Annotated in this window: 17 protein-coding genes; 13 read left to right on the top strand and 4 right to left on the bottom strand. The window is 61.0% G+C overall.

Annotated features, from left to right (window positions below):
- Nucleotides 1-61: 61 nt before the first annotated feature.
- Entirely contained in the window at nt 62-1,003 is a 942-nt protein-coding gene (locus BLX41_RS27605) for an AEC family transporter (protein ID WP_123727451.1), read from the bottom strand.
- Between the two features lie 166 nt (nt 1,004-1,169).
- Here BLX41_RS27605 and BLX41_RS27600 point away from each other — a divergent pair, with 166 nt between their 5' ends.
- Both BLX41_RS27600 and BLX41_RS27595 read left to right on the top strand, forming a co-directional pair.
- Nucleotides 1,170-2,810, top strand: a complete 1,641-nt coding sequence (locus BLX41_RS27600; RefSeq protein WP_123727450.1) for a phospholipase — start codon at nt 1,170-1,172, stop codon at nt 2,808-2,810.
- A gap of 13 nt (nt 2,811-2,823) precedes the next feature.
- Nucleotides 2,824-3,015: a hypothetical protein gene (locus tag BLX41_RS27595; protein WP_123727449.1), complete on the top strand. Its 192-nt coding sequence runs from the start codon at nt 2,824-2,826 to the stop codon at nt 3,013-3,015.
- Between the two features lie 97 nt (nt 3,016-3,112).
- Here BLX41_RS27595 and BLX41_RS27590 read toward each other — a convergent pair whose 3' ends face one another.
- From BLX41_RS27590 to BLX41_RS27580, 3 genes are all read right to left on the bottom strand, one after another.
- A complete protein-coding gene (locus tag BLX41_RS27590; RefSeq protein ID WP_123727448.1) occupies nt 3,113-4,840 on the bottom strand; it encodes an ABC transporter ATP-binding protein/permease in 1,728 nt (575 codons plus the stop codon).
- Nucleotides 4,841-4,937: 97 nt separating this feature from the next.
- Nucleotides 4,938-5,498: a response regulator transcription factor gene (locus BLX41_RS27585; protein WP_025132017.1), complete on the bottom strand. Its 561-nt coding sequence runs from the start codon at nt 5,496-5,498 to the stop codon at nt 4,938-4,940.
- Nucleotides 5,491-6,753, bottom strand: a complete 1,263-nt coding sequence (locus BLX41_RS27580) for an ATP-binding protein (protein WP_123727447.1) — start codon at nt 6,751-6,753, stop codon at nt 5,491-5,493. Before BLX41_RS27580 ends, BLX41_RS27585 begins: the two co-directional genes overlap by 8 nt.
- 246 nt (nt 6,754-6,999) lie before the next feature.
- Here BLX41_RS27580 and BLX41_RS27575 point away from each other — a divergent pair, with 246 nt between their 5' ends.
- The 11 genes from BLX41_RS27575 to BLX41_RS27525 all read left to right on the top strand — a co-directional run bounded on the left by BLX41_RS27575 (nt 7,000) and on the right by BLX41_RS27525 (nt 20,039).
- The gene (locus BLX41_RS27575; RefSeq protein WP_123727446.1) at nt 7,000-7,716 is read left to right on the top strand and encodes an SIMPL domain-containing protein; all 717 of its coding nucleotides are present in this window, start codon (nt 7,000-7,002) and stop codon (nt 7,714-7,716) included.
- A gap of 222 nt (nt 7,717-7,938) precedes the next feature.
- Nucleotides 7,939-8,502, top strand: coding sequence for a helix-turn-helix domain-containing protein (locus BLX41_RS27570; RefSeq protein ID WP_123727445.1), 564 nt, complete (start codon nt 7,939-7,941; stop codon nt 8,500-8,502).
- A 263-nt stretch (nt 8,503-8,765) separates the two neighbouring features.
- Nucleotides 8,766-9,203 (top strand): hypothetical protein, encoded by a 438-nt coding sequence (locus tag BLX41_RS27565; RefSeq protein ID WP_123727444.1) that lies wholly within the window; start codon nt 8,766-8,768, stop codon nt 9,201-9,203.
- Nucleotides 9,204-9,316: 113 nt separating this feature from the next.
- Nucleotides 9,317-10,942: an ABC transporter substrate-binding protein gene (locus tag BLX41_RS27560; RefSeq protein ID WP_123727443.1), complete on the top strand. Its 1,626-nt coding sequence runs from the start codon at nt 9,317-9,319 to the stop codon at nt 10,940-10,942.
- Nucleotides 10,943-11,248: 306 nt separating this feature from the next.
- The gene (locus BLX41_RS27555; protein ID WP_123727442.1) at nt 11,249-12,835 is read left to right on the top strand and encodes an ABC transporter substrate-binding protein; all 1,587 of its coding nucleotides are present in this window, start codon (nt 11,249-11,251) and stop codon (nt 12,833-12,835) included.
- Nucleotides 12,836-13,001: 166 nt separating this feature from the next.
- Nucleotides 13,002-14,408, top strand: coding sequence for an OprD family porin (locus BLX41_RS27550; RefSeq protein ID WP_123727441.1), 1,407 nt, complete (start codon nt 13,002-13,004; stop codon nt 14,406-14,408).
- A gap of 78 nt (nt 14,409-14,486) precedes the next feature.
- Nucleotides 14,487-16,082, top strand: coding sequence for an ABC transporter substrate-binding protein (locus BLX41_RS27545; RefSeq protein ID WP_123727440.1), 1,596 nt, complete (start codon nt 14,487-14,489; stop codon nt 16,080-16,082).
- A 73-nt stretch (nt 16,083-16,155) separates the two neighbouring features.
- Nucleotides 16,156-17,166: an ABC transporter permease subunit gene (locus BLX41_RS27540; protein ID WP_123727439.1), complete on the top strand. Its 1,011-nt coding sequence runs from the start codon at nt 16,156-16,158 to the stop codon at nt 17,164-17,166.
- 11 nt (nt 17,167-17,177) lie between these two features.
- Nucleotides 17,178-18,089, top strand: a complete 912-nt coding sequence (locus tag BLX41_RS27535) for an ABC transporter permease subunit (protein ID WP_011059232.1) — start codon at nt 17,178-17,180, stop codon at nt 18,087-18,089.
- A 10-nt stretch (nt 18,090-18,099) separates the two neighbouring features.
- A complete protein-coding gene (locus BLX41_RS27530) occupies nt 18,100-19,068 on the top strand; it encodes an ABC transporter ATP-binding protein (RefSeq protein ID WP_123727438.1) in 969 nt (322 codons plus the stop codon).
- A complete protein-coding gene (locus tag BLX41_RS27525) occupies nt 19,068-20,039 on the top strand; it encodes a peptide ABC transporter ATP-binding protein (protein WP_123727437.1) in 972 nt (323 codons plus the stop codon). The genes BLX41_RS27530 and BLX41_RS27525 overlap by 1 nt, the downstream gene beginning before the upstream one ends.
- Nucleotides 20,040-20,247: the final 208 nt, after the last annotated feature.

Genomic DNA, 20,247 nt, shown 5'->3' with positions numbered 1-20,247 from the left:
TGTTCGCCGGCAAGCCGGCTCCTACCTCGTTTTGTAGGAGCCGGCTTGCCGGCGAACAGCTTCAGATCCACCCACCCCACTGCAACACAAAAATCCCGATATTGGTGGTCACTGCCGCCATCACCGTGGTGATGACGATGATGGCCGCCGCCAGCTCATGATTGCCATTGGCCGCCCGGGCCATGACAAAGCTAGCTGCAGCGGTCGGACTGCCGAAATACAGAAACAGGATCCCCAGTTCCGCCCCGCGAAAACCGCATAACCAAGCGCCAAAGGTCGCCAGCGTCGGCAGACTGACCATCTTCAACAGGCTGGAGCTCATGGCCATCCGCCCACTGTTGCGCAAGGCCGCCATGGACAACGTGCCGCCAATGCAGATCAGCGCCAGGGGCAGGCTCATCTGCGCCAGGTATTTGCCCGAAGTCTCCAGCCAACCGGGAAGGCTGATCTGCCAGTAGGCAAACGGCGCAGCCACCAGCACGCTGACAATCAACGGGTTGCTGAACACACTTTTGCAGATGCTCCAGGGGTCGGACTTGATCGCCGGGCTGTAGACCGCCAGGACCACCGTCGACAGGGTGTTGTAGTAAAGAATCACCAACGCAGCGAGCAGCGCCCCCAGGGAAATCCCGTAATCCCCATACATGCTGGCCGCCAGGGCCAGGCCGATGATCGCGTTATTGCCGCGAAATGCCCCCTGGGTATAGATCCCCCGATCCACCTTCGGACAACGCCAGATGGCCCAGCCCCAGGCCAGGGCAAAACAGACCAGGGTGGCCACTGAAAAGTAGATCAGCACGCCAGGCTTCAATGAGGCATGCAGGTCGGCATGGATAATGCCGAGAAACAGCAACGCCGGCATGGTGACGTTGAACACCAGGGCCGACGCCGTATGGATGAAGTTGTCATTGATCCACCTCACCCGCTTGAGCAGCAGCCCAAGAAACAGCATCGCAAACACCGGCGCAGTGATCGTCAGGGTTTCGAAAAAGATAGCCAGCATGCGCGGGTGGACCTTGAGCCTGTCGTTAGGGCGCTAATGATAATCCAATCACCCCTCCCTCGCGTAACTGCCTTCTTGACGGCGCGTCATTTTCAATTATGCTCAGAACAACTGTATATCCATACAGTCAATCCAAGCATAACCATGACATATCAAGGAGCTAGAAATGTCAGGATTCTCTGCACAGATGCAGCAACAGCCACAACAGGCCGGCAAGATCATTGCCGATCTGGACCGTTTGTTCACTGAACAAGGCATCGCCATTTCCGGCGATGGCGACACCCTGGTGCTGGTCGCCGACGGCCATCACACCATCAAGTACCACCGCCCGGAAGACCTGCCCCACACCCCGCAAACGTCCGCCAAAGGCCTGCCCCAACTGCGTTTCGAGGGCGGCGAACACACCGCCATTGGCGACAGCACTCTGCTGCGCTTCGTCAAGGATGCCCCGGCCATTCCCGCGTGGCAGGTCGAACTACACCTGCCCAACGGCCTGGCTCTGACCTATGGCCAGGTGGTTGCCCTGGGCGGCGATTTCTACGGCATTCCCGAGCAGCCGATCTGCGAAGGCGCGACGCCGGCTGATCGAGTGCAACGCTTTACCGCAGCCTTCAACTCCCTTGCGGTACTGCCGGCGGCGAAAGACGAAGCCCGACAGATCCTCGCGGTGATGCAGAAGGAAATCGTCGCCGCCAACCAGGCGATCCGCGACGGCAAACAGCCCCACGAAGCCTATGACGCCCTGGGCGATACCCTGTCTGAAGAGTGGAACCGGATCACCGGCGGCGGCAGCGTGGTCTCCGCCCTGTTCCCTCTGGGGCGCTACCTGAAGCTGGCGGCCAACAATGCCGACCACTTTGGCGAATGGGCCCTGGCGGCGTATATCGCCGGGCACACGGCAGCCCTGCAACAAGCGGTCCTGGCGGGTAAGACTGCCGACGACAAGCAACTGGAACTGGCTTACGCGATGAACGCCTTCGCCGACCACTTCCTCACCGACCTGTTCTCTGCCGGCCATGTACGAGTGCCACGTAAACAGGTGGCGGCAGTGGTCACCCCCAGCGACCTGGGATCGCTGATTACCCGTTTCATGCACGACGAGGACAGCAAGTTCGGCCTCAATGTCAGTAACGCCCAGGGCGACCGCTGGCACGCCTACGGCGACAAGCGGTATTTCGACAGCGTCGATCATCGCAATCGCCAGCAGGTGAAACTGGCGGTGCAGCGTTCGGCGGACGAGATCTTCACCAGCTACCTCAGCGGCAACCTGCCGGCACCCGGCAGCTACGCGGCCCTCAAGGCCTTGCCGGACCTGAATGCCGCCAAGAGCGGCAACTTCTCGCCACTGTTCGTGATGAGCGGGGACAAAGTGCTGCGCCGCAGCGACGTCAACAATCTCAATGACAGCAAGACCATCGACAACTGGTGGGGCTGGAGCACCTACCTGCTGCTGAAGAACTACAGCCCGAACAAACCGACGGGCTACCTGGAAACCCCGAGTGCGGTCCCGACGATCCTGGTCGACGGCTGGCAAAGCCACACCCCCAGCGAGCCCAACTGGCTCCCTGGCCAGGCGGTGCGCTACGCCCTCAGCGAAACCAACGGCTTGAACGAGTCCTATATCGGCCCCTGGTCGGCCTACATGGAACTGAGCGACAGCTTCCAGCCCACCCTGAACATTCCGGCGGGCACCAGCAACAGCAGCGCCACCGGACGCAATGTGTTCCGTCAGTTCCGCGGTGGCTCACCGGAGCTGATCGGTTCCATCGACAAGAACGCCAACCGCTTCATCGACCGTAACGCCTGATAAGGAAATCACCATGGCTATCAACCTGAAACTGCAACTAGCCTCCGGGCAATCCCTCAAGGACGCACCTCTGGAGCTGCTGCTCAATGGCACACCCATTGCCCGGGCCAGCGTGGATGAACACGGCAACGTGGCCTTCAACGCCAAGCCGGGAAGTGGCCAACTGGCCGTACGAGTTGACCGCTCGATCCTGCACCAGGCCTGATCGCCCTCTGTAGGAGCGGGCTCACCCGCGAAACGGCTCAGCGCCCTTGCACCGGCTGTGCAAGGCGCTGGGCTTGACGCCAACGCCCGGCCCGCCGTCAAGCCGTGAAAGTCTGCTCCAGCAGATGCCCTTGCTCGATACGAACGTGCCGTGGGTGGAAGCGCTTGAGGCTGCTGCGATGGCCAACGCTGACAATGCTCAAGCCCGGCAACTGGTCGATCAGGGCCTGATACAGCGTGGCCTCGTCTTCCTCGTCCATGGCCGATGTGGCTTCGTCCATGTACAGCCATTGCGGCGCATAGAGCAACGCACGGGCAAACGCCAGCCGCTGCTGCTCCCCCGGCGACAACATGCGCTGCCAGTGATTGCTCTCGTCCAGACGCGCCACCAGGTGGGGCAAGCGACAAGTTTCCAGGACCTGTGCATAACGCTCCTCGGGATAGCTGTCGCCCGACTGTGGATAACTCAAGGCTTCCCGCAGGCTGCCAATGGGCAGGTAGGGTTTCTGCGGCAGGAACAGGTAGCGCTGATTCGGCAGCAAGATGCTACCGTGCCCCGCCGGCCACAACCGTCCCATGGCCCGCAGCAGGGTGCTCTTGCCACTGCCGGAGCGGCCACTGAGCATCAGCCGCTCACCAGGATTCACAGTCATCTGGGCACCGGCCAGCAAATGACGGCCGTCCGCCAGATCCAGACCCAGATCACGCACTTGCAATTGTTCGCCCTGGCATTGCACGTCAATCGCCGGAGGACGCTCCTCGTTTTCACTCATGGCCTGACGGAAGCTCAACAGACGGTCACAGGTAGCGCGCCAGGCGGCGAGGTCCGAATAGGCGCTGATAAACCAACTGAAGTTCTCCTGGACATTGCCGAACGCCGAGTTGATCTGCATCAGCTCTCCCAGTTCGATCTTGCCGGCGAAGTAGCGCGGCGCGGCGACAATGAACGGGAAGATGATCGCGATCTGGCCATAACCGGCAGTGAAGAAGGTCAGGCGCTTGGACACCTTCATGATGTCCCAGAAGTTGTGCCAGACCTTGCTGAAACGGCTGCTAAGACGCTGGTTCTCGTTCTTCTCGCCGTCGTAAAGGGCAATGCTCTCGGCGTTCTCCCGGACTCGCACCATGGAGAAACGCAGGTCGGCTTCAAATCGTTGCTGTTGATTGTTGAGGCCGATCAAGCGACGCCCGATCAGGTGGGTCAGCCAACTGCCGACCGCCGCATACACCAGGGCGCACCAGAACATATAGCCGGGAATGGTGTAGCCCATGACCTCGATACTGCCGGATACACCCCAGAGAATGATGGAAAAGGACACCAGGCTGACCACGTTGCGGATCAACCCCAGGCCCAGGGACAAGGTGTTGGTGGTGAAACTGTTGAGGTCTTCGGAAATCCGCTGGTCGGGGTTGTCGGTGTAGCCACCCTGCTCCAGCTGGTAGTAGTTCTTGTTGCCCAGCCAACGGGCAAAGTGTCTTTCGGTCAGCCAGGCGCGCCAGCGGATGGTCAGCATCTGGGTCAGGTACAAGCGATATACCGCACCGAGAATAGCCACCGCAGCGATCCCGCAGAAATACAGGATCAGGCTCCAGAAGGCCGCCTCGTCCTTCTTCTGCAAGGCGTTGTAGAAGTCCTTGTACCAACTGTTGATCCATACCGAGATGGCGACACTGAACAGCGACAGACCAATCACCGCGACCAGCAGCAGCCAGGCCTTGCCCTTCTCTTCACTACGCCAGTAAGGGGTAATCATGGCCCAGACCCGGCGAAAAAACTGACCGCGCACAGCATCGTTGACCGCAGAGTACTCAGCGTTCTGATTCATCGTTGTGGCTCGATAGGGAGAAGGACAAGCGTTGAGCCGATCTTAGTAGATCGGCTCGCTTTTTCACGGTGTCCAGCGACATTCATTCAGTCGCGGTTCAGCGACGGACGGGACGCTTCTGCAGTTTGCGCTGCAAGGTACGGCGATGCATGCCCAGGGCCCGGGCAGTGGCGGAGATATTACCTTCGTGTTCGGTCAGCACGCGCTGGATGTGCTCCCATTGCAGACGGTCCACGGACATCGGGTTTTCCGGCACCAGGGTGTCCAGGTCCGCATGTTCGGAGAGCAGCGCGGCCAGCACATCATCGGCGTCCGCAGGTTTGCACAGGTAGTTGCAGGCGCCGCGCTTGATGGCCTCCACCGCCGTGGCGATGCTCGAATAACCGGTGAGGATCAGGACGCGCATTTCCGGGTCCAGCTCCAGCAGCTTGGGCAGCAGCACCAGCCCGGAGTCGCCATCCATCTTCAGGTCCAGCGCGGCGTAGTCCGGCAGATCCTGCTGGGCGATGGTCAGGCCCTCTTCCGCGGAACCTGCGGTACTGACGCGAAAGCCCCGGCGGCTCATGGCGCGTGCCATCACCCGGGTAAAGGTGGCGTCATCATCCACCAGCAACAAATGCGGCAGTTCTTCGCCTTCGACTTGGATCTCTTCACTCATGGTCGTCTCCTCGGGCGGCACGGGGCAGGCGCAGCTCGGTGAGCGTTCCGCCTTCCTCATGACTGTAGAGTTTCACTGAGCCACCGGCGCGGGTCACGCTGGCCTTGCTCAAAAACAGGCCCAGGCCGAAGCCTTTGCCCTTGGTGGTAAAAAACGGTTTGCCAATCTGCTCGGCGATGGCCAAGGGTACTCCGGCACCGTGGTCACGAATACTGATGGTGAGGTTTTCCGCGTCCCAGTCCAGGCGCACTTCCAAGCCTTCGGGGCAGGCATCGGCTGCATTGTTCAACAGGTTGAGCAAGGCCTGGGTCAGGTCCGGCGGCGGCGCCAGGCGCGGTACCGGCCCCTCACCCAGCAGGTGGAAACGATAGCTGGCTTCAGGGCGCATCAGGTGCCAGCGGTTCAAGGCCTCATCCAGCCACTGGGTGACTTCCTGCATTTCCACCGCCAGGCGGCGATTGGCCTCGGCGGCACGTACCAGCTGCTGCAGGGTTTCCTTGCACAGTTTGACCTGGTCCTGGAGCACGCTGAGGTCATCCTGCAACAGCGGATCGGGATGGTCCTGGCGCATTTCCTTGAGCAGTACGCTCATGGTCGCCAGCGGCGTACCCAACTCATGGGCGGCGCCGGCGGCTTGGGTTGCCACGGCCAGCAACTGCTGATCGCGCAGGCCCTCTTCACGGCGAATCGCCCGCAATTCTTCCTGACGGCGCAGCTCTTCGGCCATGCGTGCGGCGAAGAAGGTAATCACCGCCGCCGCCAGGGCAAAACTCAGCCACATGCCATAGACCTGCAGGTTTTCCCGGGCGATGGGGAAGGTCTGCAAGGGGTAGAACCGCGCCAGCAACAAGGTATAGAGGGTCAGGGCAATACCCGACAGCACCACCGAATAGCGCCAGGGCAGGGTCACGGCGGCGATCGTCAAAGGCACCAGGTAATAGGAGACGAAGGGGTTGGTAGAGCCACCGGAGAAATACAGCAGCACACTGTGGATAAACAGGTCGCAGGCCAGTTGCAGGGCATACTCCAGCTCCGTCACCGGCCACGAGGTGCGCAAGCGGATGGCGGTGAAGGCGCAGAGCACCATGGAAAACATCAGGGTGACGCCCAGTTGCAACCAGGGCAGCGGCAACAGCTCCAGCCAATAGGCGAGCCCCACCGAACCGGCCTGAGCAGCCAGAACCAGGGTACGAATGAAGGTCAGGCGCCAAAGGTTCTGACGGGTTGCAGACAACAATTTTACGGGGGCGAGCATGAGCTCTCCTGATGAGCGCTCCAGGGCAATCGGCGGGAGTATAACCAAGCAGCCACCGCCACAGGCAAAACTGCGGCAAAGCGTCACAGAAAAACAGTGGCAAGCTGCAAGCTTTGAGCTACAAGCGTATTGGCTGTCACTATGCAGCTTGCAGCTTGCGGCTTGAAACTTGCCGCAGCCTGACACTGTCTGAACGTTTCACGCAGGCTCTGAGCTGATCCTGCGGACCGCACTCAAGGAGTTTCCATGCAGCATTTCAGTCGCAGCCTCGCCCTTCTGGCCCTCAGCGCCGGCACCCTCACCAGTCTGCCCGCCCTGGCCGCCGATGAACTGCACTACAACCAGATTTCCCTGCGTGCCGAAGTCAGCCAGGAAGTGGCACGGGACCTGATGATCGTGACCCTCTACAGCGAATCGCAGAACAGCGACCCGGCCAAGCTCGCCGCAGAAATCACCACCACCATGAACAAGGCCCTGGGTCAGGCCCGCCAGGTCAAAGATGTGATGTTGCGCCAGGGCAGTCGCAACAGCTACCCGATCTACGACGGCAAGGGTCAGAAGATCACTGGTTGGCGCGAACGAGCCGAACTGCGCCTGGAAAGCTCCGACTTCGCCGCCCTGTCCAAGCTCACCGGTGAACTGCTGGGCGACCTGAAAATGGCCGGCATGGACTTCGCCATCGCCGACCCGACCCGCAAGGCCAGCGAAGATGCCCTGCTCAAGGACGCGGTCAAGGCGTTCAAGGCCCGTGCGCAACTGGCCACCGAAGCCCTGGGCGGCAAGGGATACAAGATCGTCAACCTGAACCTCAACAGCAACGGTTATCCACAGCCCTACCTGCGTGCACCGATGATGATGAAGGCCGCCAGCATGGATTCAGCACCAGTGACTCCGGAAGTCGAGGCCGGCACCAGCCAGGTCAGCATGACCGCCGACGGCGCCATCGAAGTGCTGATGCCGTAAACCTCTCCCAACGTCCCCCAACGGCGGTAACCTCCAGCGCAAAACGAGGTCACCGCCGTTTTTCGTGACCAGGCATTTCACCCCTCACCCGATGAACTCAGCTCAGGGTGGGTGCATTCGGCCACTGCGGTGATGCTAAAGTCACGCACCTCGGTATTGCGCCTGTCAGGCGTCATGGGTATCTGCCGGGTATACTGCTCCTTTCCTATAAGAGTCTCTCCAATGACCGCAGATCGCATCGGCGAACGCCTGCGTCGCTATCGCCGCGCCGCCAAGAAAACCCTGCGCCAAATTGCCAGTGAATCCGGGCTGACCGCCAGTTTCCTCTCCCAAGCGGAACGCAATCTCACCGGTGTCTCGATCTCCTCCCTGGTCAACATTGCCAAGTCGCTGAACGTTCCGCTGAACGCTCTGTTCGACCAGCCGACCCAGGCGCAACCCGACTCCCACGACGGCAAACGGGTGCGCTACACCATCGAAGGCCAGCCACTGGCCTACGAACGACTGTCCAGCTCCTTTCCCGGCAACCTGATCAACGCGGTGAAAATGAACATCCCGGTGGGCTATCAGTCGGAACTGATCTCCCATGATGGCTCCGAGTTTTCCTACGTTCTTTCGGGACAGATCGTCTACACCATCGAGGGTCACCAATATCCCCTTGGCGCCGGTGACTCGGTGCACTTCGACTCGACCAAGACCCACTGCCTGGCCAATGTCGGCAGCGGCCCGGCGGAAGTCCTGACTGTCACGACCATGGGTCTGTTCGACGACCATTCGGCGGCGTAAGCCCCACCCGCAGCCGCCTACCGAACCGTACAGGCACACCTGTGCGCAAGAGAAATGTTAGTCAGGCTTAATTTTCGTTGACCACGATTTCAGCATGACTTAATTTCGGCATCGGCGAATCGACAATCAACAACACAACAAGCGATCGCCATCGCCGCACAGGGTCCATGGGGCTGTATCCACGCCCCATAGAAAGGCGAGTTGCCACGGCCCATAAGGCCAATCCTCAGATATGCCCTAGAAAAAGAAAAAATGAGGTTTGCATGCGTAAGACCTTTCCGCTCCAGGTTTGGCAGACAGCGGGGCTGATCCTCGACACACGCCTGTCGCATGCCAGCAGCAACCTCCACAGTGACAACTTCACTGCGAGCCGCGACTTCAACACCGCCGACGATGTGCTGTCCTCCCGCCGTCGCCTGCAAGGTTCCGGGCAACCGTCTCCCACGGCCTCCCCCTTCCAATCGCCCTACGCCACCCGGTCAGCCGGATGCGTCGCAGATTTGCGCCAGCCCGAAAAGGCCTGGCGGCTCCAGCGCAAGCCCGTCGGCGCCCGCCCCATCGACGCACCAACCGGGGGCGCGACCAGCCCTGTTTGCCCCGTAAAAAAGCAATCCCTGCACCAGAAAAAACCAGCGCAAACGGTCAAATGCGTCAATATTTATACAAATGCGTCATTCGTGTACGTTCGTTCCACTCTTTGAGACTTGTGTCGGCCCTGCATCTTGCAATGGGTATGAGGGCTGCATAAGTATCGGCGGGTCGACTCACAAGGTCGCCCTCTACACCAAAAATGACAACAAATCATGAGGCCACCATGTTCAAAAAAGCAGTCCTTCCGTTTTTAGTCAGTGCCGGCTTGCTCGCCAGCGCCCCCTTCGCCCACGCGGCGACTAACCTGGTGTTCTGCTCTGAAGGGAGCCCGGCCGGTTTCGACCCTGGCCAGTACACCACCGGAACCGACTTCGACGCCTCAGCCGAAACCCTCTACAACCGCCTCAGCCAGTTCGAACGTGGCGGCACCGCAGTCATTCCTGGCCTGGCCACCAGCTGGGACATCTCGGACGACGGTCTGACCTACACCTTCCACCTGCGCGAAGGGGTCAAGTTCCACACCACGCCGTACTTCACCCCGACCCGTACCTTCAACGCCGACGACGTGCTGTTCACCTTCAACCGCATGATCGACAAGAACATGCCGTTCCGTAAGGCCTACCCGACCGAATTCCCGTACTTCACCGACATGGGGATGGACACCAACATCACCAAGGTCGAGAAAGTCGACGACAAGACCGTCAAGTTCACCCTGAAAACCGTTGATGCCGCGTTCATCCAGAACCTGGCCATGAGCTTTGCCTCCATCCAGTCCGCCGAGTACGCCGACAAGCTGCTCAAGGAAGGCAAGACGAGCGATATCAACCAGAAGCCGATCGGCACAGGGCCCTTCGTTTTCAAGAGCTACCAGAAAGATTCCAACATCCGCTACACCGGCAACAAGGACTACTGGAAGCCTGAAGACGTGAAGATCGACAACCTGATCTTCGCCATCACCACCGACCCATCGGTGCGCATCCAGAAACTGAAGAAGAACGAATGCCAGGTCACCCTCTTCCCGCGTCCGGCCGACCTGAAGGCGCTCAAGGAAGACAAGACGCTGAAAATGCCTGAACAGGCAGGCTTCAACCTGGGCTACATCGCCTACAACGTGATGCCGGTGCTCAAGGGCCGCACCGACGCCAACCCGCTGGCTGACCTCAAGGTTCGCCAGGCGCTGGACATGGCCGTCAACAAGCCGCAGATCATCGATTCGGTCTACCAGGGCGCCGGCCAGCTGGCGGTCAACGCCATGCCACCGACCCAGTGGTCCTACGACACCACCATCAAGGATGCCAAGTACGATCCGGAGAAAGCCAAGCAGCTGCTTAAGGAAGCCGGCGTCAAGGAAGGCACCCAGATCACCCTGTGGGCCATGCCGGTGCAGCGTCCGTACAACCCGAACGCCAAGCTGATGGCAGAGATGCTGCAGTCCGACTGGGCCAAGATCGGTCTCAAGGTCAACATCGTCAGCTACGAGTGGGGCGAGTACATCAAGCGCTCCAAAGGCGGCGAGAACCAGGCGATGATCATCGGCTGGAGCGGCGACAATGGTGACCCCGACAACTGGCTCGGCACCCTGTTCGGTTGCGATGCAATGAACGGCAACAACTTCTCGAAATGGTGCGACAAGCCTTACGACGCACTGATCAAGCAAGCCAAGGCCACCTCGGATGTGGCCAAACGCACCGAGCTGTACAAGCAGGCGCAACACATCCTCAAAGATGCTGTCCCGATGACACCTATCGCTCACTCGACGGTGTTCCAACCCATGCGCGCCAACGTGCAGGACTTCAAGATCAGCCCCTTTGGCTTGAACTCCTTCTACGGCGTAGGCATCGGCAAATAAGGTTCTGCAACGGCGACGTCCCTGACGTCGCCGTTGTTTTACCGCCCCCCTGAAAGCGTCCGGCCCTGGCGTCAAGTTTGCGTCCGTTTGTCCGTGATCTCTCGGATGTAGAGCCGATTTCTACCCGGCTTTCAGGCACAGCGCACAGGCGGCCCGGCCATCGACTCCCCACGTCGAGGCAAGGCAAAACCGCGTCTGTCGGTGGGCATTTGCTGCAGCCATGGTTTGGCATCAATGGCCTGTACAGGCTCCAGGAAGGAGCCAGGGTCCATTGATCATCACAACAAAAAATGGAGAAGGACCGTCATGCGTCATTCGTTGATTTTCTCGGCCCTGCTGGCCACCAGTTCAATCTGCAGCGCTGCCGACCGCAGCCTGGTGTTCTGTTCCGAAGGCAGCCCCGCAGGCTTTGACACCGCGCAGTACACCACCGCCACCGACAACGATGCCGCCGAGCCGCTGTACAACCGCCTGGTGGAATTCGAGAAAGGCGCAACCAACGTACTGCCGGCCCTGGCCAAGAGCTGGGACATTTCCGAGGACGGCCTCAAGTACAGCTTTCACCTGCGTGAAGGGGTTAAGTTCCACAGCACGCCCTACTTCAAGCCCAGCCGCGACCTCAATGCCGACGACGTGGTGTTCACCTTCAATCGCATGCTCGATGCCGAGCATCCGTTCCGTAAGGCCTATCCGACGGAGTTTCCCTACTTCAACGGCATGAGCCTGAACAAGAACATCGCCAAGGTCGAGAAAACCGATCCGCTGACCGTGGTCATGACCCTCAACACCGTGGACGCTGCATTCATCCAGAACCTGGCCATGAGCTTTGCCGCGATCCTCTCCGCCGAGTACGCCGAACAACTGCTCACGGCCGGTACTCCCAGCCAGATCAACCAGCAACCCGTCGGTACCGGGCCGTTCGTATTCCAGCGCTACCAGAAAGACTCGCAGATCCGCTACACCGCCAACACGCACTATTGGGACCCGAGCCGGGTCAAGCTCGACAGGCTGATCTTCGCCATCAACACCGATGCTTCGGTACGCGTGCAGAAGCTGCGCGCCGGCGAGTGCCAGGTGACCCTGCACCCGCGTCCCGCCGACATCGAGGCCCTGAAGAACGACACAAAGCTGCAGGTCATCGAGAAGCCCGGTTTCAACCTCGGCTACATCGCCTACAACGTGCAACACAAACCCTTCGACCGCCTCGAAGTGCGCCAGGCACTGGACATGGCGGTGAACAAGCACAGCATCCTCAATGCCGTGTACCAGGGCGCCGGCCAGTTGGCGGTGAACGCCATGCCGCCAACCCAGTGGTCCTACGACGAGACCATCAAGGACGCCGCCTACAACCCGCAAAAGGCCCGCGAGCTGCTCAAGGCTGCCGGGGTCAAGGAAGGCACGCAAATCACCCTCTGGGCCATGCCCGTGCAACGCCCCTACAACCCCAACGCCAAGCTGATGGCCGAAATGCTCCAGTCCGACTGGGCGAAGATCGGCCTCAAGGTGAAGATCGTCAGCTACGAATGGGGCGAATACATCAAGCGCACCAAGAACGGCGAGCACGACATCAGCCTGATCGGCTGGACCGGAGACAACGGTGACCCGGACAACTGGCTCGGCACCCTGTACAGCTGTGACGCCATCGGCGGCAACAACTACTCCATGTGGTGCGACCCGCAGTACGACAAGCTGATCAAGCAAGCCAAGGTCGTCACCGACCGTGAACAGCGCACCGAGCTCTATAAGCAGGCCCAGCAGTTGCTCAAGCAGCAAGTGCCGATCACGCCTGTGGCCCACTCGACGATCAACCAGCCGTTGAGTGCGAAAGTCGAGGGTTTCAAGGTCAGCCCCTTCGGCCGCAACTCCTTTTCAGGTGTCAGCCTAGCCCCATAACCGATGAGCCAGAACCCTGAGGGCGATTCTCGCCCTCACGCAGGCGCTTTGCCTGAATTCGGCGATTGAGCCGCGTGCAAACGTTTGCGATGCCATGAATGAGTTCCAAAAACCAGCCGGCCCAAAAAAACCGGCATCTAAAAAAGAAAACAAAGGAGCTTCACCCATGAAACTGAGCAGCAGCGCATTGTTAGCCTTGGCTATCAGTAGCATCACCGCCACGGCCTATGCGGAGAATGTCAGCCAGGACTTCGTCCCGACTGTACAGAACAGCACCAATGCCCAGGCGGAGGCCAAAGGCTTCATCGAAGGGCAAAGCCTGTCGGGCAGCACCCGCAACTGGTACGCCAACGAGCTGAAACGCCGTAATGACCGTTTTTCGTACCAACACAATGGCGTAGACACCTCGACCCCGCGCCGGATCAACTGGGTCCAGGGCACCATCCTCAACTACACCTCGGGTTTCACTGAAGGCACCGTAGGCGTCAGCACTGAAGTCGCGGCCTACAACGCCATTGCCCTGGATCGTGACCGCAAGGACATCGCCGGCAAGAACAACCGTACCCTGACCCACTCCGACGGCGATGCCGTAGGCCAGTGGAGCAAGCTGGGCCTGGCCAACGTCAAGTTCCGCGTGTCCAATACCACCCTGACCGCGGGCCGGCAGAACTTCAGCACACCGATCGTCGACGTCATCGGCAACCGTCCGCTGCCTTCGAGCTTTGAAGGGGTGAGCATCCACAGCGAAGAATTCAACAACCTGTCGTTCGACGCCGGCACCTTCGACCGGGTATCGCCACGGACCGAGCAGAGCCTGTCCAAGTTCAGCTCCGAGTACAACAGCAACGGTGCCGAAACCGATCGCGTGAGCCTGGTGGGCGCCAACTACCAGCCGCTGAAGAGCCTGAAGACCAGCCTCTTCGCCTCCAAGGTGGAAGACTTCTGGAACCAGTACTACTTCGGTGCCACCCATGAGCTGGGCGACAGCTCGGTGCTGAGCCTGACCACCGGCCTGAACTATTACAAGACCGTGGACACCGGCAAGAGAAAGATGGGCGAGATCGACAACGATACTTACTCCCTGTCCTTCGGACTGACCCACCAGGCCCACAGCCTGACCTTCTCGTACCAGGAAATTAACGGTAACGAGTACTTCGACTACCTGCACGAAACCAACGGCATCTACCTGGCCAACTCCCTGCTCTCGGACTTCAACGGCCCGAACGAGAAGTCCTTCCAGATCGCCTACGGCCTGAACATGGCCGAATACGGCGTGCCCGGCCTGAAGTTCAACCTCTACCAGGCGCGCGGCTGGGGCATCGACGGTACCCACTACAACGGCAACGCCTACAGCGGCGTAAAAGCCGACGGCACCGTCTACGGCGTACGCACCATGGACGGCGAACACCACTACGAATATGGCATCGGCGCGTCCTATGCGGTACAGAGCGGTCCGCTGAAAGCCACCGCGATCCGGGCGACCTACACCACTCACCGCGCCAGCGAGAACCAGGCTGACGGCAACATCAACGAGTTCCGCCTGGTCACCACCATCCCGTTCAATATTCTCTAACCCACCAGTTGAAGGGCGGATTCATGACGAGTCCGCCATTCAAGCTAATCTGGTTCAATTGATTGCAGAGGGTTCTTGATGAAAATGCTTCCCCTGAGAGCGGCCATGGGCGCCGCATTGCTGAGCGTCGCCATGGGCGCCGCAGCCAAACCCTTGGTGGTCTGTACCGAAGCCAGCCCGGAAGGCTTCGATATGGTCCAGTACACGACTGCAGTCACTGCCGACGCGGTGGCGGAAACCATCTTCAACCGCCTGGTGGACTTCAAGCCCGGCACCACCGACATCCAGCCCGCCCTGGCGGAGTCCTGGGAGATCAGCCCGGACGGCCTGCAATACACTTTCCACCTGCGCCAAGGCGTCAAGTTCCACACCACCGACTACTTCACCCCAACCCGCGACATGAATGCCGACGACGTGCTCTGGAGCTTCCAGCGTCAGCTGGACCCGAAGCACCCCTGGCATGACAAGTCCAGCGTCGGCTTTCCCTACTTCGAAAGCATGGGCTTCAAGGAACTGCTCAAAAGCGTCGAGAAGATTGACGACCACACCGTGGTCTTCACTCTGACCCGCCGTGAGGCCCCGTTCCTGGCCGACATCGCCATGGCCTTCTCTTCCATATTCCCGGCGGAATACGCCGACAAGCTGCTCAAGGAAGGCAAGACAGCCGACCTCAACAGCAAGCCCATCGGCACCGGCCCGTTCGTTTTCACGCGCTACGCCAAGGACGCCCAGGTACGTTTCAAGGCCAACCCGGACTACTTCCGGGGCAAGGCGCCGGCGGACCCGCTGGTGCTGGCAATTACCACCGATAACAACGTGCGCCTGCAGAAGCTCAAGGCCAACGAGTGCCAGATCGCCCTGTACCCCAAACCCGACGACATCCCCAGCATCAAGGCCGACGCCAACCTCAAGGTCGACGAGCTGGCCGCCATGACCACCGGCTACATCGCCATGAACACCACGCGCAAATACATGAGCGACGTGCGAGTGCGCAAAGCCATCGACATTGCCTTCGACAAGGAAGCCTACGTCAACAGCCTCTACGGCAAAGGCAACGCCCTGGTGGGTACCGGTCCTTATCCTCCGACCTTGCTGGGCTTCAACACCAGCCTGCAGAACCCGGCCCGGGACCTGGACAAGGCCCGCGCCCTGCTCAAGGAAGCCGGCGTGCCGGATGGCACGGTCATCACCCTGTTCACCCGCAATGGCGGTGGCCCGACCAACCCCAACCCTTTGCTTGGGGCCCAGATGATGCAGGCTGACCTGGCCAAGATCGGCCTCAAGCTCGACATCCGCGTCATGGAGTGGGGCGAGATGCTCAAGCGTGCGAAAAACGGCGAACACGATATGGTGTCGGCCGGCTGGGCGGGTGACAACGGCGATCCGGACAACTTCCTGACCCCGAACCTGAGTTGTGACGCCGCCAAGAACGGCGAAAACTACGCCCGCTGGTGCAACAAGGAGTTCCAGGACCTGATCGACCAGGCTCGTTCCGATGCTGAACCTGCCAAACGCGCAGAGCTCTATGAAAAAGCGTTGCTGATTTTCCAACAGGATCAACCGTGGATTCCCATGGCCTATCCGAAGATGTTCACCGCCATGCGCAAGAACGTCGAGGGTTACCACCAGAGCCCCCTGACCACCAACAACTTCGCGACCACCCAAGTGAAGTGATAAGAAACGCCCGCCGCCCTTGAACCCAAGGGTGGCGGGAACGCCTAACCGGCTGATTGAGGTACTTCAGAAGATGTTTAGTTTTATTGCCCGCCGTGTGGGGTTGTTGATCCCCACATTCTTCGGCATCACCTTGCTGACCTTCGCCTTGATACGCATGATTCCCGGCGACCCCGTGGAAGTCATGATGGGCGAACGTCGGGTCGACCCCGAGATGCATGCCCAGGCAATGGAACGCCTTGGATTGAATAAACCGCTGTATGCCCAGTACCTGGACTACATCGGCAAGCTCGCCCACGGTGACCTGGGCGAATCCCTGCGCACCCGCACCAGTGTGTGGAGCGAATTCACTTCGCTGTTCCCCGCGACCCTGGAACTGTCCATGGCCGCCCTGCTGTTCGCCGGCGTCCTCGGGCTGCTGGCCGGGGTGATCGCCGCCCTCAAGCGAGGGTCCCTGTTCGACCATGGAGTCATGGGCATCTCCCTCGCGGGCTATTCGATGCCGATCTTCTGGTGGGGCCTGATCCTGATCATGTTCTTCTCGGTAAGCCTGGGCTGGACTCCGGTATCCGGGCGGATCGACCTGCTCTATGACATCGAGCCCAAGACCGGTTTCATGCTCATCGATACCCTGCTGGCCGAAGACACCAGTGCCTTCTTCGATGCCCTGCACCACCTGATTCTGCCGGCCATTGTCCTGGGCACCATTCCCCTGGCCGTGATCGCGCGGATGACCCGCTCCTCGATGCTCGAAGTGCTGCGTGAAGACTACATCCGTACCGCCAAGGCCAAGGGCCTGTCGCCGGCCCGGGTGGTATTCGTCCACGGCCTGCGCAACGCACTGATTCCGGTGCTCACGGTGGTTGGCCTGCAAGTCGGCACCCTGCTGGCCGGCGCCGTGCTGACCGAGACCATCTTCTCCTGGCCAGGTATCGGCAAGTGGCTGATCGAAGCCATCGGCGCCCGGGACTATCCCGTGGTGCAGAACGGCATCCTGCTGATCGCCTGCCTGGTGATCATGGTCAACTTCGTGGTGGACATCCTCTACGGCTTTGCCAACCCACGCATCCGTCACCAGCGCTGAGATCAAGACTAATGAGCACTCCAACTTCCTCAGTAGCAGTCGATCAAAGCCTGCTCTACCCGTCCGTCTACAAAGAATTCTGGCAGCACTTCTCCCGCAACAAGGGCGCGGTGGCCGGCCTGCTGTTCATGCTGCTGATTGTGTTCTGCGCACTGTTCGCGCCCTGGGTGGCGCCGCACAACCCCAGCGAGCAGTATCGCGACTTCCTGCTGACCCCTCCGGCCTGGCTCGAAGGCGGGCAGATGCAGTTCCTGCTGGGCACCGATGAACTGGGCCGCGACCTGCTGTCGCGACTGATCCAGGGCTCGCGGCTGTCGCTGCTGATCGGCTTGTCATCGGTGGTGATGTCGCTGATCCCGGGCATCCTCCTGGGCCTGTTCGCCGGTTTCTTCCCGCGTTTGCTGGGCCCGACCATCATGCGCCTGATGGACATCATGCTGGCTCTGCCATCGCTGCTGCTGGCCGTGGCCATCGTCGCCATCCTCGGCCCAGGCCTGATCAACACCGTGATCGCCATTGCCGTGGTGTCCCTGCCGTCCTATGTGCGCCTGACCCGTGCCGCGGTGATGGGCGAACTGAACCGCGACTATGTGACCGCAGCACGCCTGGCCGGTGCCGGCCTGCCGCGCCTGATGTTCATCACCGTGCTGCCCAATTGCATGGCACCACTGATCGTCCAGGCCACCTTGAGCTTCTCCTCGGCGATCCTCGACGCCGCCGCCCTGGGCTTCCTCGGGCTGGGCGTGCAACCGCCGACTCCGGAGTGGGGCACCATGCTGGCCTCGGCCCGGGACTACATCGAACGTGCCTGGTGGGTCGTGAGCCTGCCGGGCCTGACCATTTTGCTCAGCGTGCTGGCAATCAACCTGATGGGCGACGGCCTGCGCGATGCGCTGGACCCGAAACTCAAGAACGCCGCCTGAGGAGATTCCCATGTCACTGCTAGAAATCAAGAATCTCAACGTACGCTTCGGCGATGCCACGGCGGTGCCGGTGGTCGATGGCCTCGACCTCAAGGTCGACAAGGGCGAAGTCCTGGCCATCGTCGGCGAGTCCGGCTCCGGCAAATCGGTGACCATGATGGCGCTGATGGGGCTGATCGAGCACCCCGGTATCGTCACCGCCGACGCCCTCAGCTTCGACGGCCGCGACATGCTCAAGCTCAGCGCTCGCCAGCGCCGGCAGATCGTCGGCAAGGACCTGGCCATGGTCTTCCAGGACCCGATGACCGCGCTGAACCCGAGTTACACCGTGGGCTTCCAGATCGAGGAAGTGCTGCGCCTGCACCTGAAAATGTCCAGCAAGGCCGCGCGCAAGCGCGCCATCGAACTGCTGGAAAAGGTCGAGATCCCCGGCGCGGCCAGCCGCATGGACGCCTACCCGCACCAGCTGTCCGGCGGCATGAGCCAACGGGTGGCGATCGCCATGGCGATTGCCGGCGAGCCCAAGTTGCTGATCGCCGACGAACCCACCACCGCCCTGGACGTGACCATCCAGGCGCAGATCATGGACCTGCTGCTCAACCTGCAGAAAGAACAGAACATGGGCCTGGTGCTGATCACCCACGACCTCGCCGTAGTGGCCGAAACCGCCCAGCGCGTATGCGTGATGTACGCCGGGCAAGCCGTGGAAGTCGGCCAGGTGCCGGAGCTGTTCGACATCCCCGCGCACCCCTACAGCGAAGCGCTGCTGGCGGCGATTCCCGAGCACAGCCTGGGCGCCACCCGCCTCTCGACTCTGCCCGGTATCGTCCCCGGGCGTTACGACCGACCACAGGGCTGCCTGCTGTCACCGCGCTGTCCCTACGCCCAGGACAACTGCCGTCAGCAGCGTCCGAGCCTCGATCAAAAAGCCGCCAGCCTGGTGCGCTGCTTCTACCCGCTGAATCAGGAGGTGGCGTAATGGCCGTCGTTCTTACCGCCCGCGACCTGACCCGTCACTACGAAGTGTCCCGTGGCCTGTTCAAGGGCCATGCCACCGTGCGCGCCCTCAACGGCGTGTCCTTTGAACTGGAAGCCGGCAAGACCCTGGCCGTGGTCGGCGAGTCCGGCTGCGGCAAGTCCACCCTGGCCCGGGCCCTGACCCTGATCGAGGAACCCTCCTCGGGCTCGCTGAAAATTGCCGGCCAGGAAGTCGCCGGCGCCGACAAGGCCCAGCGCAAGCAACTGCGCAAAGACGTGCAGATGGTGTTCCAGAGCCCCTATGCCTCGCTCAACCCACGGCAGAAGATCGGTGATCAACTGGCCGAGCCGCTCTTGATCAACACCAAGCTGTCCGCCGCCGAACGCCGGGAGAAAGTCCAGGCGATGATGAAGCAGGTGGGCCTGCGCCCCGAGCACTACCAGCGCTACCCGCACATGTTCTCCGGTGGTCAGCGCCAGCGCATCGCCCTGGCCCGGGCGATGATGCTGCAACCCAAGGTGCTGGTGGCGGATGAGCCGACCTCGGCCCTGGACGTGTCGATCCAGGCCCAGGTGCTGAACCTGTTCATGGACCTGCAGCAGGAGTTCAACACCGCCTATGTGTTCATCTCCCACAACCTGGCGGTGGTGCGTCACGTCGCCGACCAGGTGCTGGTGATGTACCTCGGCCGCCCGGTGGAAATGGGCCCCAAGGAGGACATCTACACCCGTCCCCTGCATCCCTACACCCAGGCGCTGCTGTCGGCGACCCCAACCATCCACCCGGACCCGGACAAACCGAAGATCAAGATCGTCGGCGAACTGCCCAACCCACTGAACCCGCCGTCGGGCTGCGCCTTCCACAAGCGCTGCCCCTACGCCACCGAGCGTTGCAGCACTGACGAGCCGGCCCTGCGCCAGCTCGACAGCCGCCAGGTGGCTTGCCACTACGCCGAGCAGTTTGTCGTTTAAGCGGACATGAAAAAGGCGCTCCCGAAACGGTCCGGGAGCGCCTGTACAGTGTTCCACCCGCCCCTGGCAACGGATTGCGCATCAGTCCGTCGCCAGGGGTTTTCTTTTAACTCTGGCTGTCGCCATCGTCGTCATCGTCGGTGGTCTGATCGTCATCGCCCGAACTGCCCCCCTGCCCTTCATCCCCCGGCTCCGACTCGGACTTGGC

Source organism: Pseudomonas protegens (genome assembly GCF_003732485.1).
In the GTDB taxonomy this organism is placed as follows: Bacteria; Pseudomonadota; Gammaproteobacteria; order Pseudomonadales; family Pseudomonadaceae; genus Aquipseudomonas; species Aquipseudomonas protegens_B.
The sequence above is the reverse complement of the archived record's forward strand: the minus strand, read 5'-3'. Positions and strand labels throughout refer to the sequence as shown.

Excerpts from the sequence above, each read along its gene's own strand:
- BLX41_RS27605 (WP_123727451.1), bottom strand. The coding sequence starts at position 1,003 with ATGCTGGCTATCTTTTTCGAAACCCTGACGATCACTGCGCCGGTGTTT.
- BLX41_RS27600 (WP_123727450.1), top strand. The coding sequence starts at position 1,170 with ATGTCAGGATTCTCTGCACAGATGCAGCAACAGCCACAACAGGCCGGC.
- BLX41_RS27595 (WP_123727449.1), top strand. The coding sequence starts at position 2,824 with ATGGCTATCAACCTGAAACTGCAACTAGCCTCCGGGCAATCCCTCAAG.
- BLX41_RS27590 (WP_123727448.1), bottom strand. The coding sequence starts at position 4,840 with ATGAATCAGAACGCTGAGTACTCTGCGGTCAACGATGCTGTGCGCGGT.
- BLX41_RS27585 (WP_025132017.1), bottom strand. The coding sequence starts at position 5,498 with ATGAGTGAAGAGATCCAAGTCGAAGGCGAAGAACTGCCGCATTTGTTG.
- BLX41_RS27580 (WP_123727447.1), bottom strand. The coding sequence starts at position 6,753 with ATGCTCGCCCCCGTAAAATTGTTGTCTGCAACCCGTCAGAACCTTTGG.
- BLX41_RS27575 (WP_123727446.1), top strand. The coding sequence starts at position 7,000 with ATGCAGCATTTCAGTCGCAGCCTCGCCCTTCTGGCCCTCAGCGCCGGC.
- BLX41_RS27570 (WP_123727445.1), top strand. The coding sequence starts at position 7,939 with ATGACCGCAGATCGCATCGGCGAACGCCTGCGTCGCTATCGCCGCGCC.
- BLX41_RS27565 (WP_123727444.1), top strand. The coding sequence starts at position 8,766 with ATGCGTAAGACCTTTCCGCTCCAGGTTTGGCAGACAGCGGGGCTGATC.
- BLX41_RS27560 (WP_123727443.1), top strand. The coding sequence starts at position 9,317 with ATGTTCAAAAAAGCAGTCCTTCCGTTTTTAGTCAGTGCCGGCTTGCTC.
- BLX41_RS27555 (WP_123727442.1), top strand. The coding sequence starts at position 11,249 with ATGCGTCATTCGTTGATTTTCTCGGCCCTGCTGGCCACCAGTTCAATC.
- BLX41_RS27550 (WP_123727441.1), top strand. The coding sequence starts at position 13,002 with ATGAAACTGAGCAGCAGCGCATTGTTAGCCTTGGCTATCAGTAGCATC.
- BLX41_RS27545 (WP_123727440.1), top strand. The coding sequence starts at position 14,487 with ATGAAAATGCTTCCCCTGAGAGCGGCCATGGGCGCCGCATTGCTGAGC.
- BLX41_RS27540 (WP_123727439.1), top strand. The coding sequence starts at position 16,156 with ATGTTTAGTTTTATTGCCCGCCGTGTGGGGTTGTTGATCCCCACATTC.
- BLX41_RS27535 (WP_011059232.1), top strand. The coding sequence starts at position 17,178 with ATGAGCACTCCAACTTCCTCAGTAGCAGTCGATCAAAGCCTGCTCTAC.
- BLX41_RS27530 (WP_123727438.1), top strand. The coding sequence starts at position 18,100 with ATGTCACTGCTAGAAATCAAGAATCTCAACGTACGCTTCGGCGATGCC.
- BLX41_RS27525 (WP_123727437.1), top strand. The coding sequence starts at position 19,068 with ATGGCCGTCGTTCTTACCGCCCGCGACCTGACCCGTCACTACGAAGTG.